18 protein-coding genes and 1 pseudogene are annotated in these 22,795 nt (G+C 46.1%); 9 read left to right on the forward strand and 10 right to left on the reverse strand.

The annotated features are described in order from the left end of the window. Positions 1-56: 56 nt before the first annotated feature. The 8 genes and pseudogenes from QUA83_RS19470 to QUA83_RS19505 all read left to right on the forward strand — a co-directional run bounded on the left by QUA83_RS19470 (position 57) and on the right by QUA83_RS19505 (position 8,835). Positions 57-1,001 (forward strand): response regulator, encoded by a 945-nt coding sequence (locus tag QUA83_RS19470; RefSeq protein ID WP_333167152.1) that lies wholly within the window; start codon positions 57-59, stop codon positions 999-1,001. A 385-nt stretch (positions 1,002-1,386) separates the two neighbouring features. Then, positions 1,387-2,088, forward strand: coding sequence for a bifunctional demethylmenaquinone methyltransferase/2-methoxy-6-polyprenyl-1,4-benzoquinol methylase UbiE (ubiE, locus tag QUA83_RS19475; protein ID WP_333295215.1), 702 nt, complete (start codon positions 1,387-1,389; stop codon positions 2,086-2,088). Between the two features lie 82 nt (positions 2,089-2,170). Further along, entirely contained in the window at positions 2,171-3,403 is a 1,233-nt protein-coding gene (locus QUA83_RS19480; protein ID WP_333295216.1) for a DUF445 family protein, read from the forward strand. 168 nt (positions 3,404-3,571) lie between these two features. After that, complete coding sequence (locus QUA83_RS19485; protein WP_333295217.1) at positions 3,572-3,880, forward strand: DUF3493 domain-containing protein; 309 nt, start codon at positions 3,572-3,574, stop codon at positions 3,878-3,880. Positions 3,881-4,572: 692 nt separating this feature from the next. Beyond that, a complete protein-coding gene (locus QUA83_RS19490; protein ID WP_333295219.1) occupies positions 4,573-5,148 on the forward strand; it encodes an alpha/beta hydrolase in 576 nt (191 codons plus the stop codon). A 799-nt stretch (positions 5,149-5,947) separates the two neighbouring features. Continuing rightward, on the forward strand, positions 5,948-7,165 hold the full coding sequence (locus QUA83_RS19495) for a DegT/DnrJ/EryC1/StrS family aminotransferase (RefSeq protein ID WP_333295221.1): 1,218 nt from the start codon (positions 5,948-5,950) through the stop codon (positions 7,163-7,165). A gap of 530 nt (positions 7,166-7,695) precedes the next feature. Beyond that, a complete protein-coding gene (locus QUA83_RS19500; protein WP_333295222.1) occupies positions 7,696-7,950 on the forward strand; it encodes a hypothetical protein in 255 nt (84 codons plus the stop codon). A gap of 276 nt (positions 7,951-8,226) precedes the next feature. Next, positions 8,227-8,835, forward strand: a pseudogene (locus tag QUA83_RS19505) (glycosyltransferase family 4 protein). A gap of 545 nt (positions 8,836-9,380) precedes the next feature. Here the strand turns inward: QUA83_RS19505 and QUA83_RS19510 are convergent. The 10 genes from QUA83_RS19510 to QUA83_RS19555 form a co-directional block, all read right to left on the reverse strand. Next, positions 9,381-9,605 (reverse strand): hypothetical protein, encoded by a 225-nt coding sequence (locus tag QUA83_RS19510; RefSeq protein WP_333295223.1) that lies wholly within the window; start codon positions 9,603-9,605, stop codon positions 9,381-9,383. A gap of 235 nt (positions 9,606-9,840) precedes the next feature. Continuing rightward, positions 9,841-10,587 carry a low-complexity tail membrane protein gene (locus QUA83_RS19515; RefSeq protein ID WP_333295224.1) on the reverse strand — a complete coding sequence of 249 codons (747 nt, stop codon included), beginning with the start codon at positions 10,585-10,587 and terminating at the stop codon, positions 9,841-9,843. A 421-nt stretch (positions 10,588-11,008) separates the two neighbouring features. Further along, the gene (infB, locus tag QUA83_RS19520; RefSeq protein ID WP_333295225.1) at positions 11,009-14,173 is read right to left on the reverse strand and encodes a translation initiation factor IF-2; all 3,165 of its coding nucleotides are present in this window, start codon (positions 14,171-14,173) and stop codon (positions 11,009-11,011) included. 382 nt (positions 14,174-14,555) lie between these two features. After that, a complete protein-coding gene (locus QUA83_RS19525; protein WP_333152294.1) occupies positions 14,556-14,870 on the reverse strand; it encodes a YlxR family protein in 315 nt (104 codons plus the stop codon). A 262-nt stretch (positions 14,871-15,132) separates the two neighbouring features. Next, on the reverse strand, positions 15,133-16,416 hold the full coding sequence (gene nusA, locus QUA83_RS19530) for a transcription termination factor NusA (protein ID WP_333289703.1): 1,284 nt from the start codon (positions 16,414-16,416) through the stop codon (positions 15,133-15,135). Between the two features lie 270 nt (positions 16,417-16,686). Then, entirely contained in the window at positions 16,687-17,154 is a 468-nt protein-coding gene (gene rimP, locus QUA83_RS19535) for a ribosome maturation factor RimP (RefSeq protein ID WP_333040953.1), read from the reverse strand. A 325-nt stretch (positions 17,155-17,479) separates the two neighbouring features. After that, a complete protein-coding gene (locus QUA83_RS19540; protein ID WP_333295226.1) occupies positions 17,480-17,668 on the reverse strand; it encodes a MoaD/ThiS family protein in 189 nt (62 codons plus the stop codon). Continuing rightward, a complete protein-coding gene (locus tag QUA83_RS19545) occupies positions 17,646-17,795 on the reverse strand; it encodes a thiamine S protein (protein WP_333295227.1) in 150 nt (49 codons plus the stop codon). Before QUA83_RS19545 ends, QUA83_RS19540 begins: the two co-directional genes overlap by 23 nt. Before the next feature lie 71 nt (positions 17,796-17,866). Continuing rightward, the gene (locus QUA83_RS19550) at positions 17,867-19,258 is read right to left on the reverse strand and encodes a response regulator (RefSeq protein ID WP_333295228.1); all 1,392 of its coding nucleotides are present in this window, start codon (positions 19,256-19,258) and stop codon (positions 17,867-17,869) included. Next, positions 19,255-22,080 (reverse strand): ATP-binding protein, encoded by a 2,826-nt coding sequence (locus QUA83_RS19555; protein WP_333295229.1) that lies wholly within the window; start codon positions 22,078-22,080, stop codon positions 19,255-19,257. Before QUA83_RS19555 ends, QUA83_RS19550 begins: the two co-directional genes overlap by 4 nt. A 376-nt stretch (positions 22,081-22,456) precedes the next feature. Between QUA83_RS19555 and QUA83_RS19560 the strand changes: the two genes are divergently transcribed. Further along, complete coding sequence (locus tag QUA83_RS19560) at positions 22,457-22,663, forward strand: hypothetical protein (RefSeq protein WP_333295230.1); 207 nt, start codon at positions 22,457-22,459, stop codon at positions 22,661-22,663. Positions 22,664-22,795: the final 132 nt, after the last annotated feature.

Below are 22,795 nucleotides of genomic sequence, written 5' to 3' on the forward strand. Positions count from 1 at the left end.
AGTGTCAAAGAATAGTTGCTCGCCTAAATTTACGAAGGGGAGTTTATCGTATTGTTATGGATAATGCCATTTCAGAGCTAGATCAAATTAAACGCCAGCTCATGACCCTACACAGACCGAAAAAGCCCAAAATGCTGGTAGTAGACGACGAACCAGACAATCTGGATTTACTCTACCGCACTTTCCGACGAGATTTTAACGTTCTCAAAGCTGAGAGCGGAATTCGCGCCTTGGAAGTCCTCGGCATCGAAGGCGAGGTCGCCGTCATCATTTCCGACCAGCGGATGCCCGAAATGAAGGGAACGGAGTTTTTGAGCAAAACCGTGCCCCAGTTTCCGAATACGGTCAGAATTATCTTGACTGGTTTTACGGACATTGAAGACTTGGTGGATGCGATTAACTCAGGACAGGTTTACAAGTATATCACCAAGCCTTGGGACCCGAACGAACTGAAAATGGTGGTGCAAAAGGCGGCCGAGACTTATGAAATTCTCAAGCAGCGGACTGAGGAATTGGATCGCGCTCAAAATCAAATACAACTGTTAGCAACAATCATGCAAACGGCTGTGGATTATCCGAGTTTGGAAGCAAGTTTAGATCCAATTGCTACTGCTATAAGTGATAATTTTTTGGCGGACTCTTGCATTTTGCAACTGGTGGAAGGAAATGTTTTAATCCCAGTCCAAGGCTGTCACACCACGGGTTCAACTGTGGAAAATTGGCTGGCGGATGACCCTCTGGTTCGAGAAGCAATTACCTCTCAAACTATTCAGGGTGTTGTGAATATTGGACTCGACACCAACCTAGCGAGTCTGCCGCACTATCAGAAATCCGGCATTCAAGCTCACCTGAGCATCCCGGTGAGTCACAAAGGTCGATCGATCGCCCTGATTTCCATGCAGTGGAAACAACCTTGTTCCCTGCGCCCCGACGAACTCACAACCGTTCACCTCGCCGCTCAAGAAGTTGCTTTGGTATTGACGAGTTTTCAGGGTCATTAGTCATCAGTCAGTCGATTTGAGATTTGAGATTTGAGATTTACTTGCAGCGCAGTGAATCTTGGAGCTTGAACAAAAGTCTAAAATTTTGGAATCTCCACGACGATTGTCGGGAGCTTGTACCTGTTTTTGGGCGGAGCATCAGTCATTAGTTGTCAGTCATTAGTTATTAGTCGGCTCTCTGTCTTGAGTTTAAAATAATAGCAAACGAAGGATTAAAGAAGACAAAATCTCGCGGATAGCTAACAATAAAAAGCATTAATGACTGGCGACAGCATGACATGAATGGACGGATTAATTATTTTTATGTAATGACAAACTAGCAGTTACCAATTACAAATCACCAATTACAAATCACCAATTACAAATCACCAACCACCAATGGCCAATGACTAATAACCCCGAAGAAATTAAAACTATATTTAATCGAATTGCACCAGTTTACAACCAATTGAACGACTGGTTGAGCTTTGGGCAACACCGGATTTGGAAGCAAATGGCGGTGAAATGGAGCAGTGCGGGCCCCGGAAATACTTGTTTAGACTTGTGCTGCGGTAGCGGGGATCTAGCTTTGTTGCTGGCCAAACAAGCAGGGCCGACTGGTTGCGTATTTGGAGTAGATTTTTCCGCCGAACAATTGGCCGTGGCGGCCAAACGCGCGAGACCTTTTCTTACCCCTGCAAGTCCCATTTCCTGGGTAGAAGCTGACGCCCTAGACTTGCCTTTTGCTGACAATTACTTCGACTGCGCCACAATGGGTTACGGCCTACGTAACGTGACTGACATCCCCCGCAGTCTTCAGGAATTGCACCGCGTGCTCAAACCCGGTGCCAAAGCAGCTATTCTCGACCTCCACCGCCCCAGCAATTCCCTAATGCGGAGCTTTCAGCAGTTTTATCTAGACACTCTGGTAGTGCCCATTGCTCAGCAATTTGGCATGACTCAAGAATATGCTTACATTAATCCTAGTTTAGAAAAATTCCCGATCGGCCAGGAGCAAGTCGCGATCGCCCGCCAAGCCGGATTTGCCGCCGCCACCCACTATCCTATTGCTGGAGCTATGATGGGAGTATTGGTATTAGTCAGTTGACTGTTGTCAGTTGTCACTTGTCAGTTGTCAACAGTTAACAGTTAACAGTCAACAATCAACAATTCCCAATTCCCAATTATTGATGAATCCGTCTGACATTTGGCTGTTGCTGGCCCCACCTGTAGTGGGAGGAATTATTGGCTATTTCACTAACGATATAGCTATCAAAATGCTGTTCCGCCCCTATCGAGCTATTTACATCAAAGGGCGGAAGTTGCCTTTCACTCCCGGCTTGATCCCCCGCAACCAAGAACGCTTGGCAAAGCGAATTTCCGACACAATTATGGGTTCGCTGCTGACGCCGGAGGAACTGCAAAACTTGGCGCGCCGCCTCCTGCAAACCGAGCGGATGCAGTCGGTGATTCTCTGGCTGTTGCAGTTGGCGCTGGATCAGGTAAAAGCAGACGCAGAGCAAAAAACGGCTAAAATTCTCGCTAACATTTTGCGAGATTTGCTGGGGGAATCTGTGCCGCGAATTCTCAAAGTTTTGGCGCGCCGGGAAGATTTTTTAGAAGCTCAGCTTAATCAAATTTTTGACCAAGTTTTGCTGGAGATTCAGCTAACTGAAGCTCAGGCGGCTCAGCTTGCTGAGTGGTTGTTGCAGGTAGTAATACCACCGGAAGTGCTGCGTCAGGCTTTAATTGACTTTTTGACGGATCGCAATATTTCGATCATCGATGAAGGGTTTCGAGAAAAAACCAGCGGCACTTATTGGGTAGTAGCAAATTTGTTTGGTTTGCGGAACACTTTAACTCGGCTGCGGACTTTTTGTCTGGATGACAGAGAAGCGACAAATCAGCGCTTAGCAGAGTTAACTATTTCTTTGGGAATTCGCGGGCGAATTCAGGAATGGCTGCAAAATTTGTCGATGCAAAATTTACCGGTTTCGACTGTGAGACAGTTGCGAAAAACTATGCGGGACAGCGTTCGCAGCTACGTTCAGCAACGGGGTACAGATGTACTTGAGGGGTTGAGTAAATCTATTGACTGGGAAAATATTTCGCGGTTGATTCTCAATCGCTTGCAAACTTCAGCGGTGATGAGTGCTTCCCTGGAAATTGTCAGCAAAGAACTGGCTTTGGTTTTAGAGCGTTATTTAGAGCGGGATTTAGAAAATATTGTAGCTCAGGCTATCCCGATTTTGAATATTGACCAGGTGATTGTCGATCGAGTCAAAGGTACTTCTCCTGAAGAGTTGGAGTTAGCAATTCAGGGAATTGTCAAAAGCGAGTTGCAGGGAATTGTAAATTTAGGAGGCATTTTGGGCGTTTTTGTCGGCTGTTTGCAGACAGTTGTGCTTTGGATTCAGCGGTGATTTATTTTGGCAGTTGTGAGATATTTGTTGTAGTCTAATATTCGCTTGACTTGCGCCCACATTACCAAAAACCTGGTTTTGCGACCGTATTAGCCACCTCAGCCAGAGAATTTTTGGTATAAATCGGGTTTTTGTGGCCCAATCCTAATTTACTTATTTTCTAAATCTATGCCAGCCCCCAATTCGGACGATCGCACAAACATCCCAAAAAACCCGCGCAACCTCAGCCGCCAACAATACGAGCGTTTAACCGCAGAAATGGCCACTCCCTACCGGCCTCTGCGACAGTTTGTCTATCTAGCTTGTGGCGCTTCGGGCTTTATCGGCGGCTTGGTTTTCCTCGCTAAAATTGCCTCTGGCCGGGAAATTGGTTCTGCTTTGCCTAATTTTGCCCTCCAAGTCGGAGTTGTGGCTCTGATGGTGTTCCTGTTTCGGTGGGAGCAGCGCGCCGAGGGCCGATCCCCGAAGTCGAAGTAACAAAAATGTACAAATCGATACAAAAATTTATCTGAGGCAATAAAAATTTATAAATATAAAGAAATTATTATGAAATCCTGGTTTTCCAGCGATCCCTGTAATACTAACAATGTGGCTTAAATTGGGGTCAGCAAATTTAAAGACCCTAATCATAAACCGCTTGTAATTCGTTCAATTGGGGTCAGCTTTCATAAAGACCCTAAATATATAAAATCAATTTAAGCCCAGCGCCAGCCTTCACTGATAGAAGAGCTGGCGTTCGGCATTTTGGTAGGATCGGGAGATTGGAAGAGAGAATCATGTCAATTCCGGTTGCACCATCGGTGACTGTGGACTGTGGACTGTGGACTGGGGAGTGTTGAGTGTTGACTGTGGAATCGCAGTCGCAAAACTGAATGGTTGAATGTTATCAGTAGGGTGTACACGGCGTACAGAGAGGCCCGTACCAGCGCCCTGAACCGAGTTTTTTGCCTAGCATCCGATATAGGTAATACCAGTTCCCTAAAATCATGCAACTGTAGACCAGTGCTCGAAATCACGATCGTCATCACTCATTCACCATTCTAAAATCTAAAATGATATCAGTGCTGGGGCGATCGAATAATGTGGCATTTCCCGAAGACCTTAGCCTGTAAAGTAACTAATGAGATGTGTCAAAGTCCAAGTAGAAAAAGATGTTGGGAGATTTTACTATGGGTCGATCATTTTTCAAAGGGCGGTGGACGTTATTTTTAGCAGCAGGCGCGGGAATTGTATTTTACAGCAATGCTGCGGCTGCTGCCGAAAAGGTAGTGCTCAAATACAGTGCGATCCGAATGACTTTACCAGTCAGCGAATTAGAAATTTTTGTAGAAACTGGGAAAATGTCGCCCGGATTAGAAATGCTGCTGGGAAATGCAAAAAAAGACCCGGAAGCGGTTCGCAACAGTCTGACGAGACCTGTCAAAGTCAGTCAAAGCTTTTTGGATCGGACGCTTACCAGCAAGGTTGGGGAAATAATTCTCGATGAAGTGGGTCAGGTAATTCGCACTCCTTCTGGGAATGCAAATCGAGAAGCTTTGCGCGAGGCCTTGGTGCTGTCTGCAACTAATGATAACGAGATTACACTGCTGGAAGCGATGAAGAATTATCCTACTCCCGAAGTTTATGTTGAGGGCGATCGCTTAGTTGAAGCTTACGGCAAACTTGTAGCTTTGTCAGAACAATTGGGCGGCGTTTCCGAACGGCTGCAAGACATTTTGAACAAGATTCGTCTGCCTAGATTGTAGTGGATTTGGTCAAGGACGGTTGATTGCTTCGAGCGATCGCAGAATGTTGCTGAACCTGAATCAATTACAGCCCACATTCCGCACTTCTTAACATAGTCAAAAGTATGTTGACGAGAAAACGTCATCCTAGGAATTTAATCGCCCACATATTCTCTATAATTAATGACTATTGAAAACAGATACACACTCCTTAATAAAAACTCATATTTCTACATATCAGCGGAATGCTTGTAGCCAAATAATTACAGCCATTTCTTACCAAAAAATTCCCAATAAATGTTAAGACCTGCGGAATGTGGGTTACAGGGAAGTTACATTTTTTTTGTGCAAAATTTGCCTAATTTTTACACAACTTAAAAAAAATATAACTCCAGGCAAGCTCCAAATCTCACGGGAATCAGTCATTCCTAATTCTAAAATCTAAAATCAGATAACTTCGCTGTAATATCTATCTCATGATAGATGTTCTACAGTAAAAAAAAGTTTATGAAGGACTAGCAGTGTTGTTTGGCAGGAAAGTATTTAAAACAAGGCGGGTAAGAGCTTGTGTATCGCCGATAAACTGAAATACTATCGGGTGGATAGTGCCGATTATCTATCTTACGATAGATAAATTCTCTCAGAGTCAGGCGCGGGCGGAAAAACGGCTGCTCATTAGTAAGCTTGTGCTACAAAAGATGCCATTACGCAATGTATTACCAAAAACTATAAAATCCCAAAAATAGAATCAAAAACGCTGATACTCCCTTAATTAACACTTGCACTTGTTCGACTCTACTTACTGAGTAAGACTAGCAACATGAACAACAATCCTATTCGTCCAAAAGACCGTTTTTTGGTGTTCGGTGCTCCGGCGATCGAAGATGCTGAAATTCAAGAATTGGTGGCAACAATGAAAACAGGTTGGTTGGGTACAGGGCCGAAAGTGATGAGTTTTCAAGACGAATTCAATGCTTACAAGGGTTCTCAGTACGCGATTGCAGTCAATTCTTGTACAGCGGCAATGCACTTGAGCCTCCTTGCTACTTCGTTACAACCGGGGGATGAAGTCATTACTACTCCAATGACTTTTTGCGCTACAGTTAATGCCATAATCCACGCCGGGGCAACACCGGTACTGGCGGATGTAGATCCGGTGACAATGAATATTGACCCGGCTCAAGTCGAAGCTAAAATAACTTCAAAAACTAAAGCAATTTTGCCAGTTCACTTCGCGGGTCGTCCCTGCGATATGGATGCGCTTTGCGAAATTGCTAGCCGTCACAAATTGAAGTTAATTGAAGATTGTGCTCACGCGATCGAAACAGAGTACAAGGGGCGGAAAGCAGGGACATTTGGCGACTTCGGATGCTTCAGTTTTTATGTTACCAAAAATATCACGACGGGTGAAGGAGGAATGATTCTGGTAGCGAGTCAAGAAGATACCGACAGACTCAACATTTTAGCGCTGCATGGTATGAGCAAAGATGCTTGGAAGCGATTCGGAGACTCGGGTTACAAGCACTACCAAGTGGTGGGAGTGGGTTTTAAATACAATATGATGGATCTGCAAGCTGCGATCGGCATTCATCAAATGAAACGAATTACTCGTTATTGGCAGCGACGGGAGCAGATTTGGCAGCGCTACAACGAAGCATTTGCGGATCTGCCGATTACTTTGCCCGCCCCGCCCGAACCGGATACAATTCATGCTTATCACCTGTACACCATTTTGGTAGATGAAGCCAAAGCAGGAATCAACCGGGACGAGTTTCTCAACGCTATCAATGCTGAAAATATCGGTGTCGGCGTACATTACAGGAGTATGCCGGAACATCCTATCTATCAAGAAATGTTTGGATGGCAGCCGGAAGACTATCCGAATGCTGCGTACATCGGGCGGCATACAGTTAGCTTGCCGATTTCGGCAAAATTAACAGATGCAGATGTCGAAGATGTAATTGCTGCTGTTAAAAAATGTTTAGCGACGAGCAAAGTTCGGAATCGATTAGAACTGACAGCCTGCCAAGTTGCCTAGACTATTAGCCAAAAAACAATGTGAAACCTCTCCGGCTAGTCAGCATTTACAGGGTATTCCAGGTTTATGAAATTCACCTCAGAAAGCGGGTTTCTTTACAGTTCTCGCATCATTACTGATGCTGTTGCTCGAAACCCGGTTTCTCCGTACTACATCCACATAAAATATGCTGTAAGCTGTTGTGCATTTAATTTGTATGTTGAGGGCGGGCTTTCCTGCCCAACCCCTACTCCCCACAAGAGGAAAAATTTATTTTACTATGCAATTTAAATGCGGATTAGCTTATTGAATGACGGTTCACCTTCAGCACCTTAAAATTTTACACCCTTTCAACGTAGTGCAATTGGAGTTTTTGATTGATACAAATATAGTGTTTGGTATACCCCAAACTATATTTGTATCAATCAAAAGTTCTAATACCCAAAAATGGGGGGCGTGGTTTCCGCCAGCTAAAAATCTTTGCTCAGGAACAAACAACCGATTGTTTAGCATATTTCAATTTGTCAAGTTGCTAAGGAAAATAATCAATAATGAATAAACAGATTGGCTACTTTATCCCTGAATTTCCCGGACAAACTCATACTTGGATATGGCGAGAATATCAAGCAATTCTCGATCTTGGTATGAAACCTCACATCATATCAACCCGCCGTCCGCTCACTAAAGTTGTACATACTTGGGCTGAGAAAGCGCGAAGTATGACTGATTATTTGATACCCTTTGAGATCAAAGATTTTGTGAACGTTCCCATAGAACTCATCAAAGCTAGCCCGATTGCCTGGTGACGCTGCCTCAGTGTAATTGCTAATACTAAAAATATATCCTTTTCTCCAAGGCTTTACTATTTGTTATGGGTTGTTATGGGGGCTAAGCTAGCTTGGCTTGCCAGAGCCCAGGGCTGGTCTCACGTCCACGTTCATTGCTGTAGCAATGCTGCTAATATTGCCCTATTTGCCTCCATACTTTCGGACATCACTTATAGTCTGGCTCTTCTCGGTCAGTTAAAAGATTTTGGACCCAATCAAGAACAAAAATGGAAACATTCTGCTTTTGCTTCTATAATGTTTGAACAACTCCTCAACTATGTCAAAGATGAGCTGGCAGGCTTCTTGCCCAAGGATTTGAGGGTATCACCAGTCGGTGTAAATCTCGATGAAATTAAGCGTAAAACTCCTTATAATTTTTGGCAGGAAGGCAGTCAATGCCTAATTTACACTTGTCGCCGTCTCAATATAGCCCAAGGACAAAAGTACCTGATTGAGTCAATTAACTTGCTTCGACAACAAGGGTTTGATGTCCGCTTGCATATTGCTGGGGAGGATGCAGAAGCTGGTAATGGCTACCGTAAAGAACACGATAAATTCATTCAAGAGCAATCAATCTCTGATTATGTTGAGCTGCTTGGTTCTGTCTCAAAAGAACGAAATCGCCAAGGTTATCAAGAGGCTGATATTTTTGTTTGACCCCGCTTGAAAGAGGAAATTTCTGTAGCTGTTATGGAAGCTATGGCTATGGAAACTCCTGTAGTTGTGACGCAGGTGGGTGGAATGGCGGAACTGATAGATAACGGTGTTGACGGTATGCTAGTCCCGCCGGAAAATCCACAAAAAATGGCAGAGGCCATAGCAAAATTGCTAAAGGACAAAGAATTAACATTGAGCCTGATTTAAAAATCACGACAGAAGATTGCTGCTAAATTCCACCATCGGCGTAGTGCTCAGATATTACTTCAGTTGTTGGAGGAACTCCGTTCAGGGGGTAAAAACTAGGTTAAAAGCATTGCTAGACCAGGTTTTCAGTTAAATGACCAAGCAAAAATATCTTCGCGGGTATGAGTCAGTAAAAGAGAGTGGCGATCGTAGAGAATCAGGTTCAAGCTTATCTAGAACGATCTTATGAGTCAATAAGCCTGTCGAGAATCCGCTATCTTTTTTGAGGTTCAGGGGATTCAATGCTTTTACCATCAAGGTAAGATAAGCGTTGTCGCCCCGTCAAGGAACTCAGCTCATTGTTTTAAGATTGAACACGGTGATTTTATTTGAGTAGGTATCGATAACGTCCTAGCTCCTGAATAGAAGGAGCTAGGATATCTATGATTCATTCTAAAACGCCCTTTGTTCTGAAAAATCGTTAAATTAACGCCGTGTTTCAAGTTGGTTTTAAACATGGGGCGATGGGAATGTACTATCGGTTACAGCATTTGGCTTGGCTGCTCTCAGTAAGCCAAAGTTTCTAAAGTTTCCCGCAGATAGGAACGAACCTGCTGATCGATGGTGGCATTTTGCTGCTGACGCTCAAAATTGAGTTCTAGCTGCCAGCGTTGAAATCCTGAACTTGCGCCGATCGCGGATTTGAGACTGCCCCAGATTTCAGAATCTTGGCACAGCTCGATCGGCTCTGCGGCTTGAGGTTCTTCTGCGAGCGGTAGATAATTCGCCATATTGTTATACCTCTGTTTTAATCCCTTGTAAGGATTGAAAGCTGACCTTGACACTCTCTATTATAGATTCTTCTCTCCAAAGAGCCAACATAAAATATCCACAACCTGCGATTAAAAATTAAATATTAAGACTATTAATAATCTCTATCCGAAGAGGGGCCTTACCTATTTTTTTTACAGCATACATCTGTACAAATTAAAGTAGCTTAAACTACAATTGTCCCCCTTTTAATTTTTAATTTAACTTTTTTTCGCTCGACTGTTCGGGTAGAGATGTAAGGCTGTGGGTGTCAGCAGGTTGTGGGTTGACAATACTGCCGACTGACGAATTCCCTATGCCGGATGCTGGCCCAATGGACTCTGCAGGTGCAGCCACAGCGGCAGTTGTCTCGGCTGCCAAAGCCGGCAAAAGTCGATCGACCTGCCAAGGCGCGATCGTAAAATCCTGCCGAATTTTTTCTAAAACATGAGGCTTTGTCGCTGCAAATTCTGATTCCGGCGTCAGCAAAACCCCCATGACACTGGCAGACACCTGCAAAAACAAATTGCTAGCTAAAAAAGCAGCAACTGCCAACAACAATCCAGCCCACCGCCAGGAAGGAGGAAAGGGAGCCACCGAAGCCGCGAGGGGAGCCAATCGGTAGATTTGCCACAAAATTACTGCCAGCAAAACAGCGACAAAAAGAGCGATTCCTTGATTTAACTTAGTTTTAAAGCGAGTCAGAATCCGCTGTTGCACAGAAGTTAAATTCTGCGGTTTCACCGCCACAACTAAAATACTAAAAATGTAAAAAGGGCGGAACCACTGCATCCACAGCACAGGAACAATACCTGCTACAGCCACTAAAAATATTTCTAACCAGATAGGGAGCAGGGGAGAACCCACTGCGAGTCCCAGCAAACACAGTCCCAGGAAAATCGGCAGTGTAGCCGCCCCAGAAAGGTGAATCCACAAAAAAGGATCGGACCAAAAAGAACGCACTTTAAATAATTATGAGTTATGAGTTTTGAATTTTGAATTTTGAGAGTCTGGGAGGCACTCTCAACCAAGAAACCCGGTGCGAAGAGTAGATATCTAGCCGTCTAACCAAGCATTGTGTGAGGAAACTCGATTGCTTTGCGTAAGTCTTATTTAAGTTTTAAATTTTGAATTTTTAGCAACAGCCAAGACGATGAGGACGTTGTTAGTTGTGAATATATTTGCTTTTCTTACTTCTTCCTTCTCTCCTCGATAACTAAAACCTTCTGCCTTGTCTGGCTTCTTCCTTCTGCTATAAGTTAAAAACAAAATTTGGGAGTGATGAGTTTGGGAGTATTGAGTGAAGAGAAGAGTTGCGAGCGATCGGCAATTTGATTGCCATCGCTCAAAAATTCTCTTCCCACTCAACACTCACAACTCAAAACTATTGAGAGAGAGTCCGGCGTTTAGTAACCATCCGGTAGGCTTCAATAATATCGCCATCCGCCCAGTCGCTAAACCCACTCAAGGAAATGCCGCATTCAAAGCCAGCATTGACTTCCTTGGCATCTTCCTTCATCCGTTTTAGGGAGTCGAGGACACCTTCGTAAACGACATTGTTACCCCGGCGCACCCGCACCTTACAGTTACGGATGACTTTGCCAGAGAGTACCATACATCCAGCCACAGCGCCGCGACCGATCGCAAAGACAGCGCGCACTTCGACTTGACCCAAAGGTTCTTCCACCAATTCGGGTTCCAGCAGGCCTTCCATCGCCCCTTGAATGTCATCCAAGAGGTTGTAGATGATGCTGTATTCCCGCACGTCTACCCCCGCTTGGTCAGCCGCGAGGCGAGCGTCGGTGGCGAGAGTAGTATTGAACCCGATAATTACAGCATTACTGGCTGCAGCGAGGTCAATATCTGTTTCTGTAATTTCGCCAGGAGCAGATAGCAGCAGTCGGAGTTGAACTTCTTTTTGAGGAAGTTGAGTCAGAGCGCCGACAATTGCTTCGAGGGAGCCTTGGACATCTGCCTTCAAGATCAAGTTGAGTTCCTTGAGAACGCCTTCCTTAGCTTGTTGAGAGAAGCCGCTGAGGCTGATCCGGCCGCCTTGGAGCAGGCGGGAATCTCGTCGGGAGGTAGCTCTTCCAGAGGCGATCGCCGCAGCTTCTTTTTCGTTTGCGAAGACATCAAACTCGTCTCCGGCGCGAGGCACTTCTCGCAGCCCCAGCACTTCCACCGCGAAGGATGGAGTTGCTTGCTCTACGCGATCGCCCCGGTCATCGATCATGGCGCGCACCTTGCCCAAAGCCGAGCCTGCGACCACAATATCGCCCACTCGCAGAGTACCGTTCTGCACCAGCAGAGTTGCCACAGGCCCCCTTGCCTTGTCGAGGTGAGCTTCAATCACAGTACCCTTAGCCGGTCGGTGCGGGTTGGCGTTGAGGTCTTCCATTTCCGCCACTGTCAGAATCATTTCCAACAGAGTATCCAGGTTTTCGCCTCGGATTGCGCTGACTGGAACCATCGTGATATCGCCGCCCCAGTCATCTGCGACCAAGCCGTACTCAGTAAGCTCTTGCTTCACCCGTTCCGGCTGAGCACCCTCCTTGTCAACTTTATTGATAGCCACGACAATTGGCACTTTCGCCGCTTTCGCGTGGCTGATCGCTTCAATTGTCTGGGGTCGCACGCCGTCGTCCGCCGCCACCACCAAGATGGCGATGTCCGTAACCCGTGTTCCCCGAGCCCGCATCGCTGTAAAGGCTTCGTGACCGGGCGTATCCAAAAAGACCACCTGCTGGCTCTTGCCTTCGTGTACCACATCCACGTGGTAAGCACCGATGTGCTGGGTAATGCCCCCAGCTTCTCCCTGAGCCACCTTGGTTTTGCGGATCGAGTCGAGCAAGGTAGTTTTACCGTGATCCACGTGACCCATAATCGTTACTACTGGGGGACGGCGTTCGAGGTATTCCAAATCCGCTTCGTCCAGCATCTCGATCACTTTGATAGCTGGGGCTACTTTTTCTGGGGTTTCCACCTCTACGCCCATTTCTTCGGCTACCATCCTCACCGCTGGAATGTCCAGGGTTTCGGTAATATTTACCGCAATTCCTTTAGAGAAAAGCCGCTTAATAATTTCGGTTTCGGGAACAGCCAGAGTAACTGCTAGTTCTTGAACGGTCATCGGCCTGCTCAGCAGCAGCTTTTCTGGACGTTCTACCTTAGCTTCGGCTGTTTTGCCCCGGTTGCCGCGTCCCCCGCTCGAACCTGAAGAACTTTTATCGTGAGAAGGGCCTGGTCTCTTATTTTTTCCGCTGCTTCCAGGTGCGCCCGGAGTTGGTGTTGACTTGGGTGCTGCTTGTCCCTTCGCTTTAGCTGGCCGGGCTAGGGACAGGCTGACCGTGACTGGTGCTGGCAGATCCAAGCCGTTTTCTAAGTCATCGTCATCCTCGTCTATGGGTTTGAGGCGAGAACGTTTTGCCTTAACAGCTTTGGCAGCTTTGGCAGCATCTGAGTTTTCGTCATCATCTTCTTCCCAAATGACCGATGTCTTTTTGGCAGGACGAGGGAGGGAGGGCCTTTCGAGGAGAGGAATCTCCAGCAACGGCGTATTATCTTCTTCATTGTCATCAGTGTCATCCCCTAGCGCTCCGGTGCCACCGCCCCGGCTACGCAGCCCGGTAGCTGACGTTGCGGGGGCCAGGCTCCGGCGCGGCCCACCGGGCTGGGGTCGATCGGCAAGTGGAGTTTTGACTGGGCCACCAGCGCCTTCCCGGCGCGGTCTTTGCGCGTCGCGAGATTCGGTAGGAGATCCCGGTGCAGGTCTGCTGGGGCGGCTGGGTTTAGCCGGCGCTTCCAGAGTTTCTGACTGTCCTGATTGCTCTTGATCGGTTTTTGCAAGTTTGAGTACCGGCTTGTTTCCCAGATTTTGTGGGCTACGGCTAGCCGACTCGGACGCCCCTCTGACTGGCGGCGACGTGAGTTTTGCCGACGGCGCAGGGGGGGCGATCGGCGCTTGCTGGGTGCGTTCTGGAGCCTTTTCCGACGGCGGTTGAGGTGCCGCCGGTGCCTGAGCCTGGGCGGTGGTTTCCGGGGCGATCGCACCTACATTTTCCGACACTTCTGACGAAGCCGCCGAGACAGCGACATTTGGCTTCGACAGTACAGGTCGATTGATATTCGGTTTAGCTGGAGGCTGGAGTTGTTGAGCTGCAGGCGACTTGGGAGGAGTTGCCACGGTTGCCGCCGGCTGATTTTTGTTCTCCTCGTTGCCTGCAGGCTGGGAGTTTGCACCAGCCGGTCGTACTTTTGGACTGCGTATTTCTAAAATTTGCTGCTTTTTTTGTTGGTCGTTAGGGTGAGGGCCAGATTCTCTAGATGGCGCTGCTGCTCTTTCGGGTGGAGCTGGCTTGCCGGGGGAAGAGTGGCTACTGGCTACGTATTTTTCCGCCGTTTTGCGAATGCGCTCTGCTTCGGATTCTGTAATTGTGCTGCTGTGGCTCTTGACTGAAATATTGAGCCGCTCGCAAACTGCCAAGATGTCTTTATTATCCAAATTTAGTTCCCGTGATAATTCGTAAATTCTTACTTTGCCGTTGTTCATCCACTCTGCCCTCTTTTGTGCCAACCAGTTTTTACATTGTGATTTTTTGTGCTAATGACGACATCATTCGGTGTGATTGATTCAGTGTCAGGAATCGGGGTTTTGGTACTCGCTCAGCAATTTTATCTAAAAGATGCAACTCGCTGAAGTCTGCGGTTGAAGAATTCTCAAGTCTGTTTGGGAACTTGGAACTCCGAAGTCTGAGTTTTGGCAAAACCCACTCTCTCAAGCTTCAAAGTTTGCCTTTCCACCTTGAGGATACCTCTGCTAGTACCCTACCCTTATCTAATCTGACACAAATCTTTCCAGACTGGTGGGCAGATCGGATTGGGGTTTTATAGCTGGCGCTACCGGTAATTACTGGTAGGGCTGCCAAGAGGGTTTATACAGTCGATGCCGAACTATTGTCGGTTTTTCGTCCGGCTAGGCCAGAGTAAGATGTACAGTCAGATGTGGCTAAACGCTGCCAAAGTGTTTGGTACAGTTCGTCAGACACAGACGCTTTGAGCGATCGCCCAAGTCGATTTTTTTTCTGAGCTGCTTTGAGGCATTCGGCTTCCCGACAAAGGTAAGCAGAACGGCCCATGCCACGATCTAATTGTACCTGATGAGAAGGATAGAGCCTGACTACTCGCCAAAAAGCTTCCTTTGGAGCTATTTTTCGACAACTTGCACAGCACCGGTAGTTCGGTTTCATTTCTTGTCAGAGGGGGAGTAGGGGAGAAGTCCTCCTTGTCTGGCGAAGATAGAAAATCTTATGACAAGGAGTCAGAAGACAGAATTCAGAATTCAAAATACGCCATGCCCCAAGTCAGGGGTAACGGTCAGGGAAAAAATTTTTTGTGATCCACGATTCAAATCGCGGGATTTAAACCTCGATTCTCCATCCTGTCGCACAGAACCCATTCTGGATTCTCGTTGTTGAATTCTGAATTCTTCTTCGGTAAATGTCACAGTTTTTAGACAGCGGCTTCGGTTTCCTCCGTGGCGGCTGCCTCCTCTTCCTCAAATTCTGCAGTTTCCTCGTCGTAGTCGCCCGCTTCGTCTGCGTCGTAGTCGTCTGCTAGTTCTTCGAGCCTAGTTGCTTCTGCTGCCAATTTGCTGTCTTCGGCCGCGCGATCGTACTTAGCAATATCTTTGATATCGATTTTCCAACCAGTTAGGCGGGCTGCGAGACGGACGTTCTGACCTTCTTTGCCAATGGCAAGACTTAGTTGGTCTTCAGCGACCAAAATGTGAGCTCTCCTGCCTTCTGGAGCCACTAAACGCACTTCATCTACTCTAGCGGGACTCAGAGCGTTAGCAATATAAGTTGCTGGGTCTGGAGACCAGCGGATCACGTCGATTTTTTCGCCGCGCAATTCGTTGACTACTACTTGAATTCGCGATCCCCGCGCTCCGATGCAGGCTCCTACAGGGTCTACGTCGCGATCGAGAGTATCAACTGCTATTTTAGTCCGGGGGCCGACGTGCCTGGATGGCGGATTTGCCTCCCTGGCTACGGCGACAATCCTCACCACCCCGTCTTCTATTTCTGGTACTTCGTTAGCAAACAGGTAAACCACCAAACCTGCGTCGGCTCTAGAAACAAGTAACTGCGGCCCTCTAGTAGAGCCTTCGCCTACTTTTTTGAGATAAACCTTGAATGTAGCGTTTGCCCGGTAATTGTCGTTGGGCAACTGTTCGCGCTTAGGGAGTTCGGCATCTACTTCTGGCTGACCGAAGCTGCTGGTAACTGCTAAAATTACCGACTGCCTCTCAAACCTGAGAACTCTTGCTTGAAGAACTGTTTCTTCTAAATCTTTAAACTCTTCTTGAATCATTTTGCGCTGTTGGTCGCGCAGTTTTTGAGCGAGAACTTGTTTGGTTTGGATCGCGGCCATGCGACCAAATTCTTTTTGATTTGGTGTTACGTCTACGAGCACGATGCTCCCAGGCTGAGCTTCCGTGGCTACTTCTTGCACTTCCGAAAGTGAGATTTCGTGATCGGGATTGATGACTTCTTCGACAATAGTTTTGTTGGCTAAAACGCGGAAACCTTCTTGTTCGGCATCGAGTTCTACATCAAAGTTGTCGAAGTATTCTTCGCTGAAGTGATCGAGTTTTTGGGTGCGGCGGTAGCGTTCGTATCCTTTGAGCAGGGCTTCTCGCAAGGCTGCTTGGACGGCGTGTTTGGGTAAATTGCGTTCTTTGCTAATACCTTCGACCATTTCTTTTAGTCCGGGCAGGGGAACCATTGACATATAAAACTCTCCTTTTTTGCTGTGGTAATAAGTAACTGGTAATCGGTAATTTGTACTTGGAAATTTTCAAGTAGAAGTGATGACAGAGGAGTGATGAGTTACTGGATAGGATTAGGGTCACTCGGTGCTGTAACAATTTATTTGTTGTCCCTATTCAATCCGCTGCTACAGATATGATTGTTAAAAATTAACTCGCAGCCAAGCGTTTTCAGCTTGCTGCGAGGCAATCTCAAAACTCAAAACTCAAAACTCAAAACTCAAAATTTCCCTTTACATCTCCTTTCCTTCGTCTAGTTCAACTTTGACAATCTGAGGGCGGGGAATTTTAACCTGTCGCCCTTTTTGATTGAGATAAACCGCTGTTTCATCCCGGCCCAGGAGTAGTCCTTTCCACTCTTTGATTCGCGAGTCCGGTTCGGTGGTTTTGGCTGTCACGGGGAAACCTTTAAAGGTAATAAATTCTCGATCGCTGCTGAGCAATCGGGATATTCCGGGACTGGAAATCTCTAGCACGTAGGCATCGGGTATGATGTCGGCTGCCTCTAACTCAGCATCGAGGGCTGTGCTCATGCGCTCGCAGTCGGCTAAACCAGTGTCTTGTTGGAGGTTGCGGATGTCTACCCGCAAGACGGGAGGATTTTGGTTGGTGTGAAACACTGCTCCCACTACTTCCAATCCCAGTGTTTCCGCAACAGGGGTAGCTAAGTCAATGATTTGTGGGATTAGGGGATGAGTCATATCGAATACTTAAGTTAAAACTCCTAAACTCGGACACGGGCAAGGAAAAATTTGGTGTTGAGATTGCTTGGCTTTGAGGTGGTTTGATTAGGTGGCTGCGACTTTCGTCTTCAACTTTGGGACTTACCCAACATCCCAGCAGGGGATCTCAAGCGGGGGGGTACCCCTACTAAATCAGTCCTCAACTTGCAAATCAGACGCCCTGAGCTCTTTTCCTGCGACTAATGCAACAAAAAAAGTGGGCTTGACCCACTCCTAGGTAAAACAATTTCTTCCAAGAAGTTTGAGGACTTCTTCTGATCGAAGGGAGGCCTCAGTTCTCAGTTTAGCTCGATCGCCCGCCCGGTGACAAACCGATCGCCCTCGGCGGACTGTCCGAGGGCAGAAGAGGAGAGCTGACAGGGGGAATAAGGACGACTTCATCACCGTTTTGGAGTGGGGTGTCGCGTGTGGCAAATTCCTGGTTGATACCCAAGCGGGTGCGATCGCCCCTATAACAGTGGGGAAGTGGCACTCAGGCCTTCTAGGACTTGCGATACGGGAGTTTCTTTGGGAAATTCTAATTTCAGTTCGGACAAGCCCTCTGCTTCTTGATAGGCGGCAAAGAGTTTGACAGTGAGGGTGATTGGTAGATTAGACATGGGCGATCGCCAAATTAACAGTATATTGACCAAACAGCCAAACTAAAATTAACCCTAAAAAATCCCCATTACTAATGCTGAATTGGAAGCTCAATTACAAACTCTACCCCCCATTCGGGCGACGAAATGCAGGTCAGCTTACCACCATGTTTTCGTTCTACGATCTCACGGCTAATAGACAAACCTAAACCTGTCCCTTTACCTACTGATTTAGTAGTAAACATCGGCGTGAATAAATGCTGCATTACTTCCTGAGTTATGCCAACCCCATTATCAGCGATCCGAATCACCACTCGGTCATCCTGAAGCATTTCCGTGCAGATCCGAATCTGTGGAGTGTTATTGCTCTGTTTCTTTTCCCCACACAGCGGACAACTGATCGTAGACTCTTCTAAAGCATCTATTCCATTCGCCAATATATTCATAAACACCTGATTTAGTTGCCCCGGATAACACTCTACTAGCGGCAATTCCCCATACTCTTTAATCACTGCAATTCCTGGGAAACTTCCTTTAGGTTTCAGTCGATGCCCTAAAATTAATAAGGTACTATCTAGCCCATCGTGAATATTCACTGGCGTTAGTGCCGATGTATCCAAGCGAGAAAAATTACGCAGTGACTTAGAAAGATTGTAAAGTCGCTCTGTTCCTACCGCCATTGAATCAATAATTTTGGGCAAATCTTCAACAATAAAATCTAACTCAATCTCCTGGGACTTATCCTCAAGTTCTGATGTCGAAGTAAAGTTGTGCTGGCAAAGCCGAGTCATCTCGATCAAATCGGCAATATATTCCTTAGCAATCGGAATATTATTGGAGATAAAACTAACTGGATTGTTAATTTCGTGAGCTACCCCAGCTACAAGTTGACCCAGACAAGCCATCTTTTCACTTTGAACGATTTGCACTTGAGCTTTTTTAAGATTATCCAAAGCTTGAGAAAGTTCAGCCGTTCGTTCTTCCACCCGTTTTTCTAACTCCTGCGCGAGCTGATGTAACGCTGCTTCTGCTGCGAGCCTTTCTTCTATTTCCCGTTTGAGTACCAGATTTTGATCGGCAAGAATTTTAGTAAGAGAACGCAGCTTTAAATGGAGGTTGACGCGAGCTAACACCTCCTTTTGTTCAAAGGGCTTAGTAATGTAATCCACAGCCCCTAGATTAAAGCCTTTGACCTTATCTCCTATGTCCGAAAGAGCCGTCATAAAAATTACCGAAATTTCGGTTGTCAAGGGACTTGCCTTCAGCCGATGACAGGTTTCAAACCCGTCAATTCCTGGCATCATCACATCTAACAGAATCAAATCAGGTTGACTATATTCAGCCTGTTCGATGGCAGTTTCGCCATCAGTTGCTACCAATATCTCCCATCCCGAACCCGCTAAAGCTTCAGAAAGCACGTCTAGATTGCTAGGATTATCATCGACGATTAAGATGCTACTTGTTTCCATATTTGCTGCCTTCATTCTTTTTCTATTCTGTGGGATGTAATAAACTCTTTTATTTTTTTGACTTGATAGCCTTGGGCTAACTGGCGCAGCTCAACAGCAAAGGACACAAATTTCTGATCCAATTTCTCTATGTGCTCAGTGCGCTTCACAATTCCTTTCACGTTGCCTCTCATCGCCAGTTCAAGTAGGAGTTCAATTTCTCCTGGCGGGGGAGCAACTACAGAATTGGATTCAGAAAGTGATTGAGGATCAGAGGAAAATGGAATATTGCTGATTTTTTCATTTTTTCGTTCGTCATATATCCATTCAAGTTTTAAATACTTTTGCAACATCTCAAATAGCTCTTCTGCCTGCACTGGCTTACCGAGAAAATCGTTGGCTCCCCCCTCCAAACTTTTATGTTGATCGGTAGCAAATACACTGGCAGATGAAGCAATGATTGCCACGTCTTTATAGTGTGACAAATTTCGGATACGGCGCATCATCTCAAAGCCATCTAACACTGGCATCACCAAGTCAGTGATAATCAAATCGAACTGAAACTCTTCTATTTTTTCTAAACCTTCTTGACCGTTTTTAGCTTCGGTTACTTCAAAGCCGAGGGGTTCCAGGAGATTCACAATGACCGAGAGGTTTTCCCATTTGTCATCCACAACCAAAACTTTCTGCTTTCTACCTTGGTAGCCAACCAGCTTTCTTTGCTTGGCAATCGTGGCTGTATTTGCCCAGTCTGCCGCTTCCGGTAAATCCAAATCTAGCCAAAAAACACTGCCTGTTCGTGACTGACTTTTTACTTGAATCGTACTACCCATCATTTCGACAATTTTCTGGCTAATTGTTAAACCGAGTCCGGTTCCTTCCGCCTGACGATTGCTGTCTCCTACTTGTTCAAAAGGCAAAAATATTTTTTTTAATTGTTCTGGTGTCATACCAACGCCAGTATCTTCTATTTGAAACCGAATTTTGTGAATTGGTGAGGCTACCTTTTGCCGATGGCTTTGTACCTTTTCACCTGTCCCTTTTTCCAGATGTTCTATCTTAAAAGTCACTCGTCCACCATCGGTAAACTTAATTGCATTGCTCAGTAAGTTAATTAGTACCTGTCGTAAGCGTTTCTCGTCAGCGTAGATGCCAGCAGGCAGGTCAGAACTGGGTTGATAAACAAAAGCAATTCCTTTTTGTTCGGCTCGGATGCGGCAGATTTCTGCGACTCCCTGCAAAAAGGAAGGAAAATGGAAATCTTTCGCGTACAGTTCCAATTTCTGGGCTTCTATTTTAGCGAGGTCTAAGATGTCATTGATCAGGGTTAGCAGGTGGGAGCCACACTGGTGAATAATACTGATGCCTTGGAGTTCCTTCGGAGCCATCGTTTTTGAGCGTTCTAGGATTTGAGCGTATCCTAAAATTCCATTGAGTGGTGTTCTCAATTCGTGACTCATATTCGCTAAGAATTCACTTTTAGCTTGGTTGGCACTATCAGCGATTTGTTTGGCTTCCGTGAGTTCAGCGGTGCGTTCTTCTACTCGGATTTCTAGCTCGGAATTGGTCTTGGCTAGCGCCTCAAAGGATTCGCGCAACTGTTGTGCCATAAGGTTGAAAGACTGCCCCAGAACTTCTAGTTCTTCTACACCTTTTACCTGCACATTTTTCTCTAAGTCGCCACTGGCGATCGCTCTAGAAGCTGCGCTCAAATGGAGAATCGGGCTGGTAATCCAGCGTGCGGTTAAGATTCCCAAAATGGTAGCCAGCGCCAAGGCTCCGAAACACAACAAAATGGTAGTCTGGGTATTGGCGTTAATTTGATCCATGAAATCGCTTTCAGGAACTACGACGACGATCAGCCAGTCCAATCCTCGGCTATCCTGAAAGGGCATAACTTGGAGAAATTGCCGCTGGCCGGCGATCGTAAAATCCAATTGCTGAGAGCTATTAATTTTAGTGAGGTCGCCAAAGTGTTCTTTTAAATGCGCTGTTGTCAGCCGAATTAAATCATCTGTGCTATCTAAAGCATTCAGGCGATCGAGGGTGTCATTTTTGGTGATAAATGCTTCTTTGAGAGTTGAACTGGCTACTAGGAGTCCAGAACGTTCCATAATGAATGTCTGTCCCGAACGACCGATGTTTAAGCTGTGCAGGAAGTCACTGAGAAAAGAGATCAGAAAATTAGCAACGAATACTCCGCGCAGCTCGCCACTTTCGTCATAAACTGGATGTCCGGTAGGAAGCGAGAGCGTTTTCTGACCTATAAGCGAAAAAATTTCGCTCCATGTGGGCTTGCCTAAGCGTACACTGTCTTTATACCATGAACGGCTGAGTATATTGTAGTTGCGGGAGACTGTTAAGAGCTTCGTTTGATTGCCTTTGCTATCAGATTCATAAATATGAAGTTCATTCCGATGCTCTTTGTCTGCTATTTTAAAAACTACTTTGCCATTCTCTTGGCGTTCAATGGCAATGAATTCTCCAGTTTTACTAGCAAAACCCATATTGGGCAGAGAAGGAAAGACTTGAATTTGCTCCCACAAATAGCGCTCCGTACTCTCCAATTCGTCGGGATTTAAGTACCCTAGTCGAAAGGCATTGGCATTCAGTTGATTGACGCGAGGGGCTGTGTCTAGGTATGTGGTGAGCTGCTGCTGGATGCGGGCCGTAATTTCACTCCGCAACTGGCTGGCCACTTCGTTGACTGCTTTTTGCCCGTTGCGTAAGGATAGCCAGCCTGTCAGCCCGACGGCGACAAATATCTGCAGAACGAATGGGAATACTAAAATTAGGCGCAGGGACACCTTTTTTTTAAAACGGTTGGACAGGAAAGTGGTTGCAGAGGTCTGTGACATTGATTGGTGTTACTCCTGGGGTAACGAGTTGGCTGAAAAATCTCAGGGGATTTAGTGAAATGAGGCTGAGGAAATATATATTGAAAAGCAATCTATAATAGTTAGTGAAAAGTTTGAGACAGTAACTTGCTTAAACAAAAATGGCTACCTATGTATTTTTTCTGGGAAGGGTATAATAAGAGCGGACTAAAGATACTGACGCGCCTTATTTTTTTATAGCATTGGTAAATTATTTTAGCCTTTAGCAAACCAGTTAGTAATCATATCTAATAGATTACTTGGTTTAGAGCTATGTGTAGTAGTTTTTAACTTTACTTTACAGAGAACCTCTAAAAAGTAGAATCTCATCAAACTTACATATAAATTGATATAATATATGTCTAAAAAATTGACCTTTCTCGCTAAAAACATGACACCCCTGGTCGGTGAGAACCCTAACGGCGGTCTAACTCACTACCGCGCTGAAGATGTGATGCACAACCCTGCCGATGACTTTCGTAGAGAATGCCGATCGCACATGAAACTTTACAATTCCAGCAAGTTTCATTTGCTGGAGATACAGCCGACTAGAAGGATTCGATAGCCACGACAAGTCGCCGTTATGCCCTACGGGATTAACAGTGGGAAAAAATCAAAGATTTGTGGCGCGGAGGTGAAGGTGATGTGGGTGGGACAGCCTGCCTAAAATTGGTTGTTCGTGGAAGCGGTGTTGTAC

Origin of the sequence: Microcoleus sp. K1-B1 (assembly GCF_036704705.1) — a bacterium.
In the GTDB taxonomy this organism is placed as follows: Bacteria; Cyanobacteriota; Cyanobacteriia; order Cyanobacteriales; family Microcoleaceae; genus Microcoleus.

Excerpts from the sequence above, each read along its gene's own strand:
- QUA83_RS19470 (WP_333167152.1), top strand. The coding sequence starts at position 57 with ATGGATAATGCCATTTCAGAGCTAGATCAAATTAAACGCCAGCTCATG.
- ubiE (WP_333295215.1), top strand. The coding sequence starts at position 1,387 with ATGACTAATAACCCCGAAGAAATTAAAACTATATTTAATCGAATTGCA.
- QUA83_RS19480 (WP_333295216.1), top strand. The coding sequence starts at position 2,171 with ATGAATCCGTCTGACATTTGGCTGTTGCTGGCCCCACCTGTAGTGGGA.
- QUA83_RS19485 (WP_333295217.1), top strand. The coding sequence starts at position 3,572 with ATGCCAGCCCCCAATTCGGACGATCGCACAAACATCCCAAAAAACCCG.
- QUA83_RS19490 (WP_333295219.1), top strand. The coding sequence starts at position 4,573 with ATGGGTCGATCATTTTTCAAAGGGCGGTGGACGTTATTTTTAGCAGCA.
- QUA83_RS19495 (WP_333295221.1), top strand. The coding sequence starts at position 5,948 with ATGAACAACAATCCTATTCGTCCAAAAGACCGTTTTTTGGTGTTCGGT.
- QUA83_RS19500 (WP_333295222.1), top strand. The coding sequence starts at position 7,696 with ATGAATAAACAGATTGGCTACTTTATCCCTGAATTTCCCGGACAAACT.
- QUA83_RS19510 (WP_333295223.1), bottom strand. The coding sequence starts at position 9,605 with ATGGCGAATTATCTACCGCTCGCAGAAGAACCTCAAGCCGCAGAGCCG.
- infB (WP_333295225.1), bottom strand. The coding sequence starts at position 14,173 with ATGAACAACGGCAAAGTAAGAATTTACGAATTATCACGGGAACTAAAT.
- QUA83_RS19525 (WP_333152294.1), bottom strand. The coding sequence starts at position 14,870 with ATGAAACCGAACTACCGGTGCTGTGCAAGTTGTCGAAAAATAGCTCCA.
- nusA (WP_333289703.1), bottom strand. The coding sequence starts at position 16,416 with ATGTCAATGGTTCCCCTGCCCGGACTAAAAGAAATGGTCGAAGGTATT.
- rimP (WP_333040953.1), bottom strand. The coding sequence starts at position 17,154 with ATGACTCATCCCCTAATCCCACAAATCATTGACTTAGCTACCCCTGTT.
- QUA83_RS19545 (WP_333295227.1), bottom strand. The coding sequence starts at position 17,795 with ATGTCTAATCTACCAATCACCCTCACTGTCAAACTCTTTGCCGCCTAT.
- QUA83_RS19550 (WP_333295228.1), bottom strand. The coding sequence starts at position 19,258 with ATGAAGGCAGCAAATATGGAAACAAGTAGCATCTTAATCGTCGATGAT.
- QUA83_RS19555 (WP_333295229.1), bottom strand. The coding sequence starts at position 22,080 with ATGTCACAGACCTCTGCAACCACTTTCCTGTCCAACCGTTTTAAAAAA.
- QUA83_RS19560 (WP_333295230.1), top strand. The coding sequence starts at position 22,457 with ATGTCTAAAAAATTGACCTTTCTCGCTAAAAACATGACACCCCTGGTC.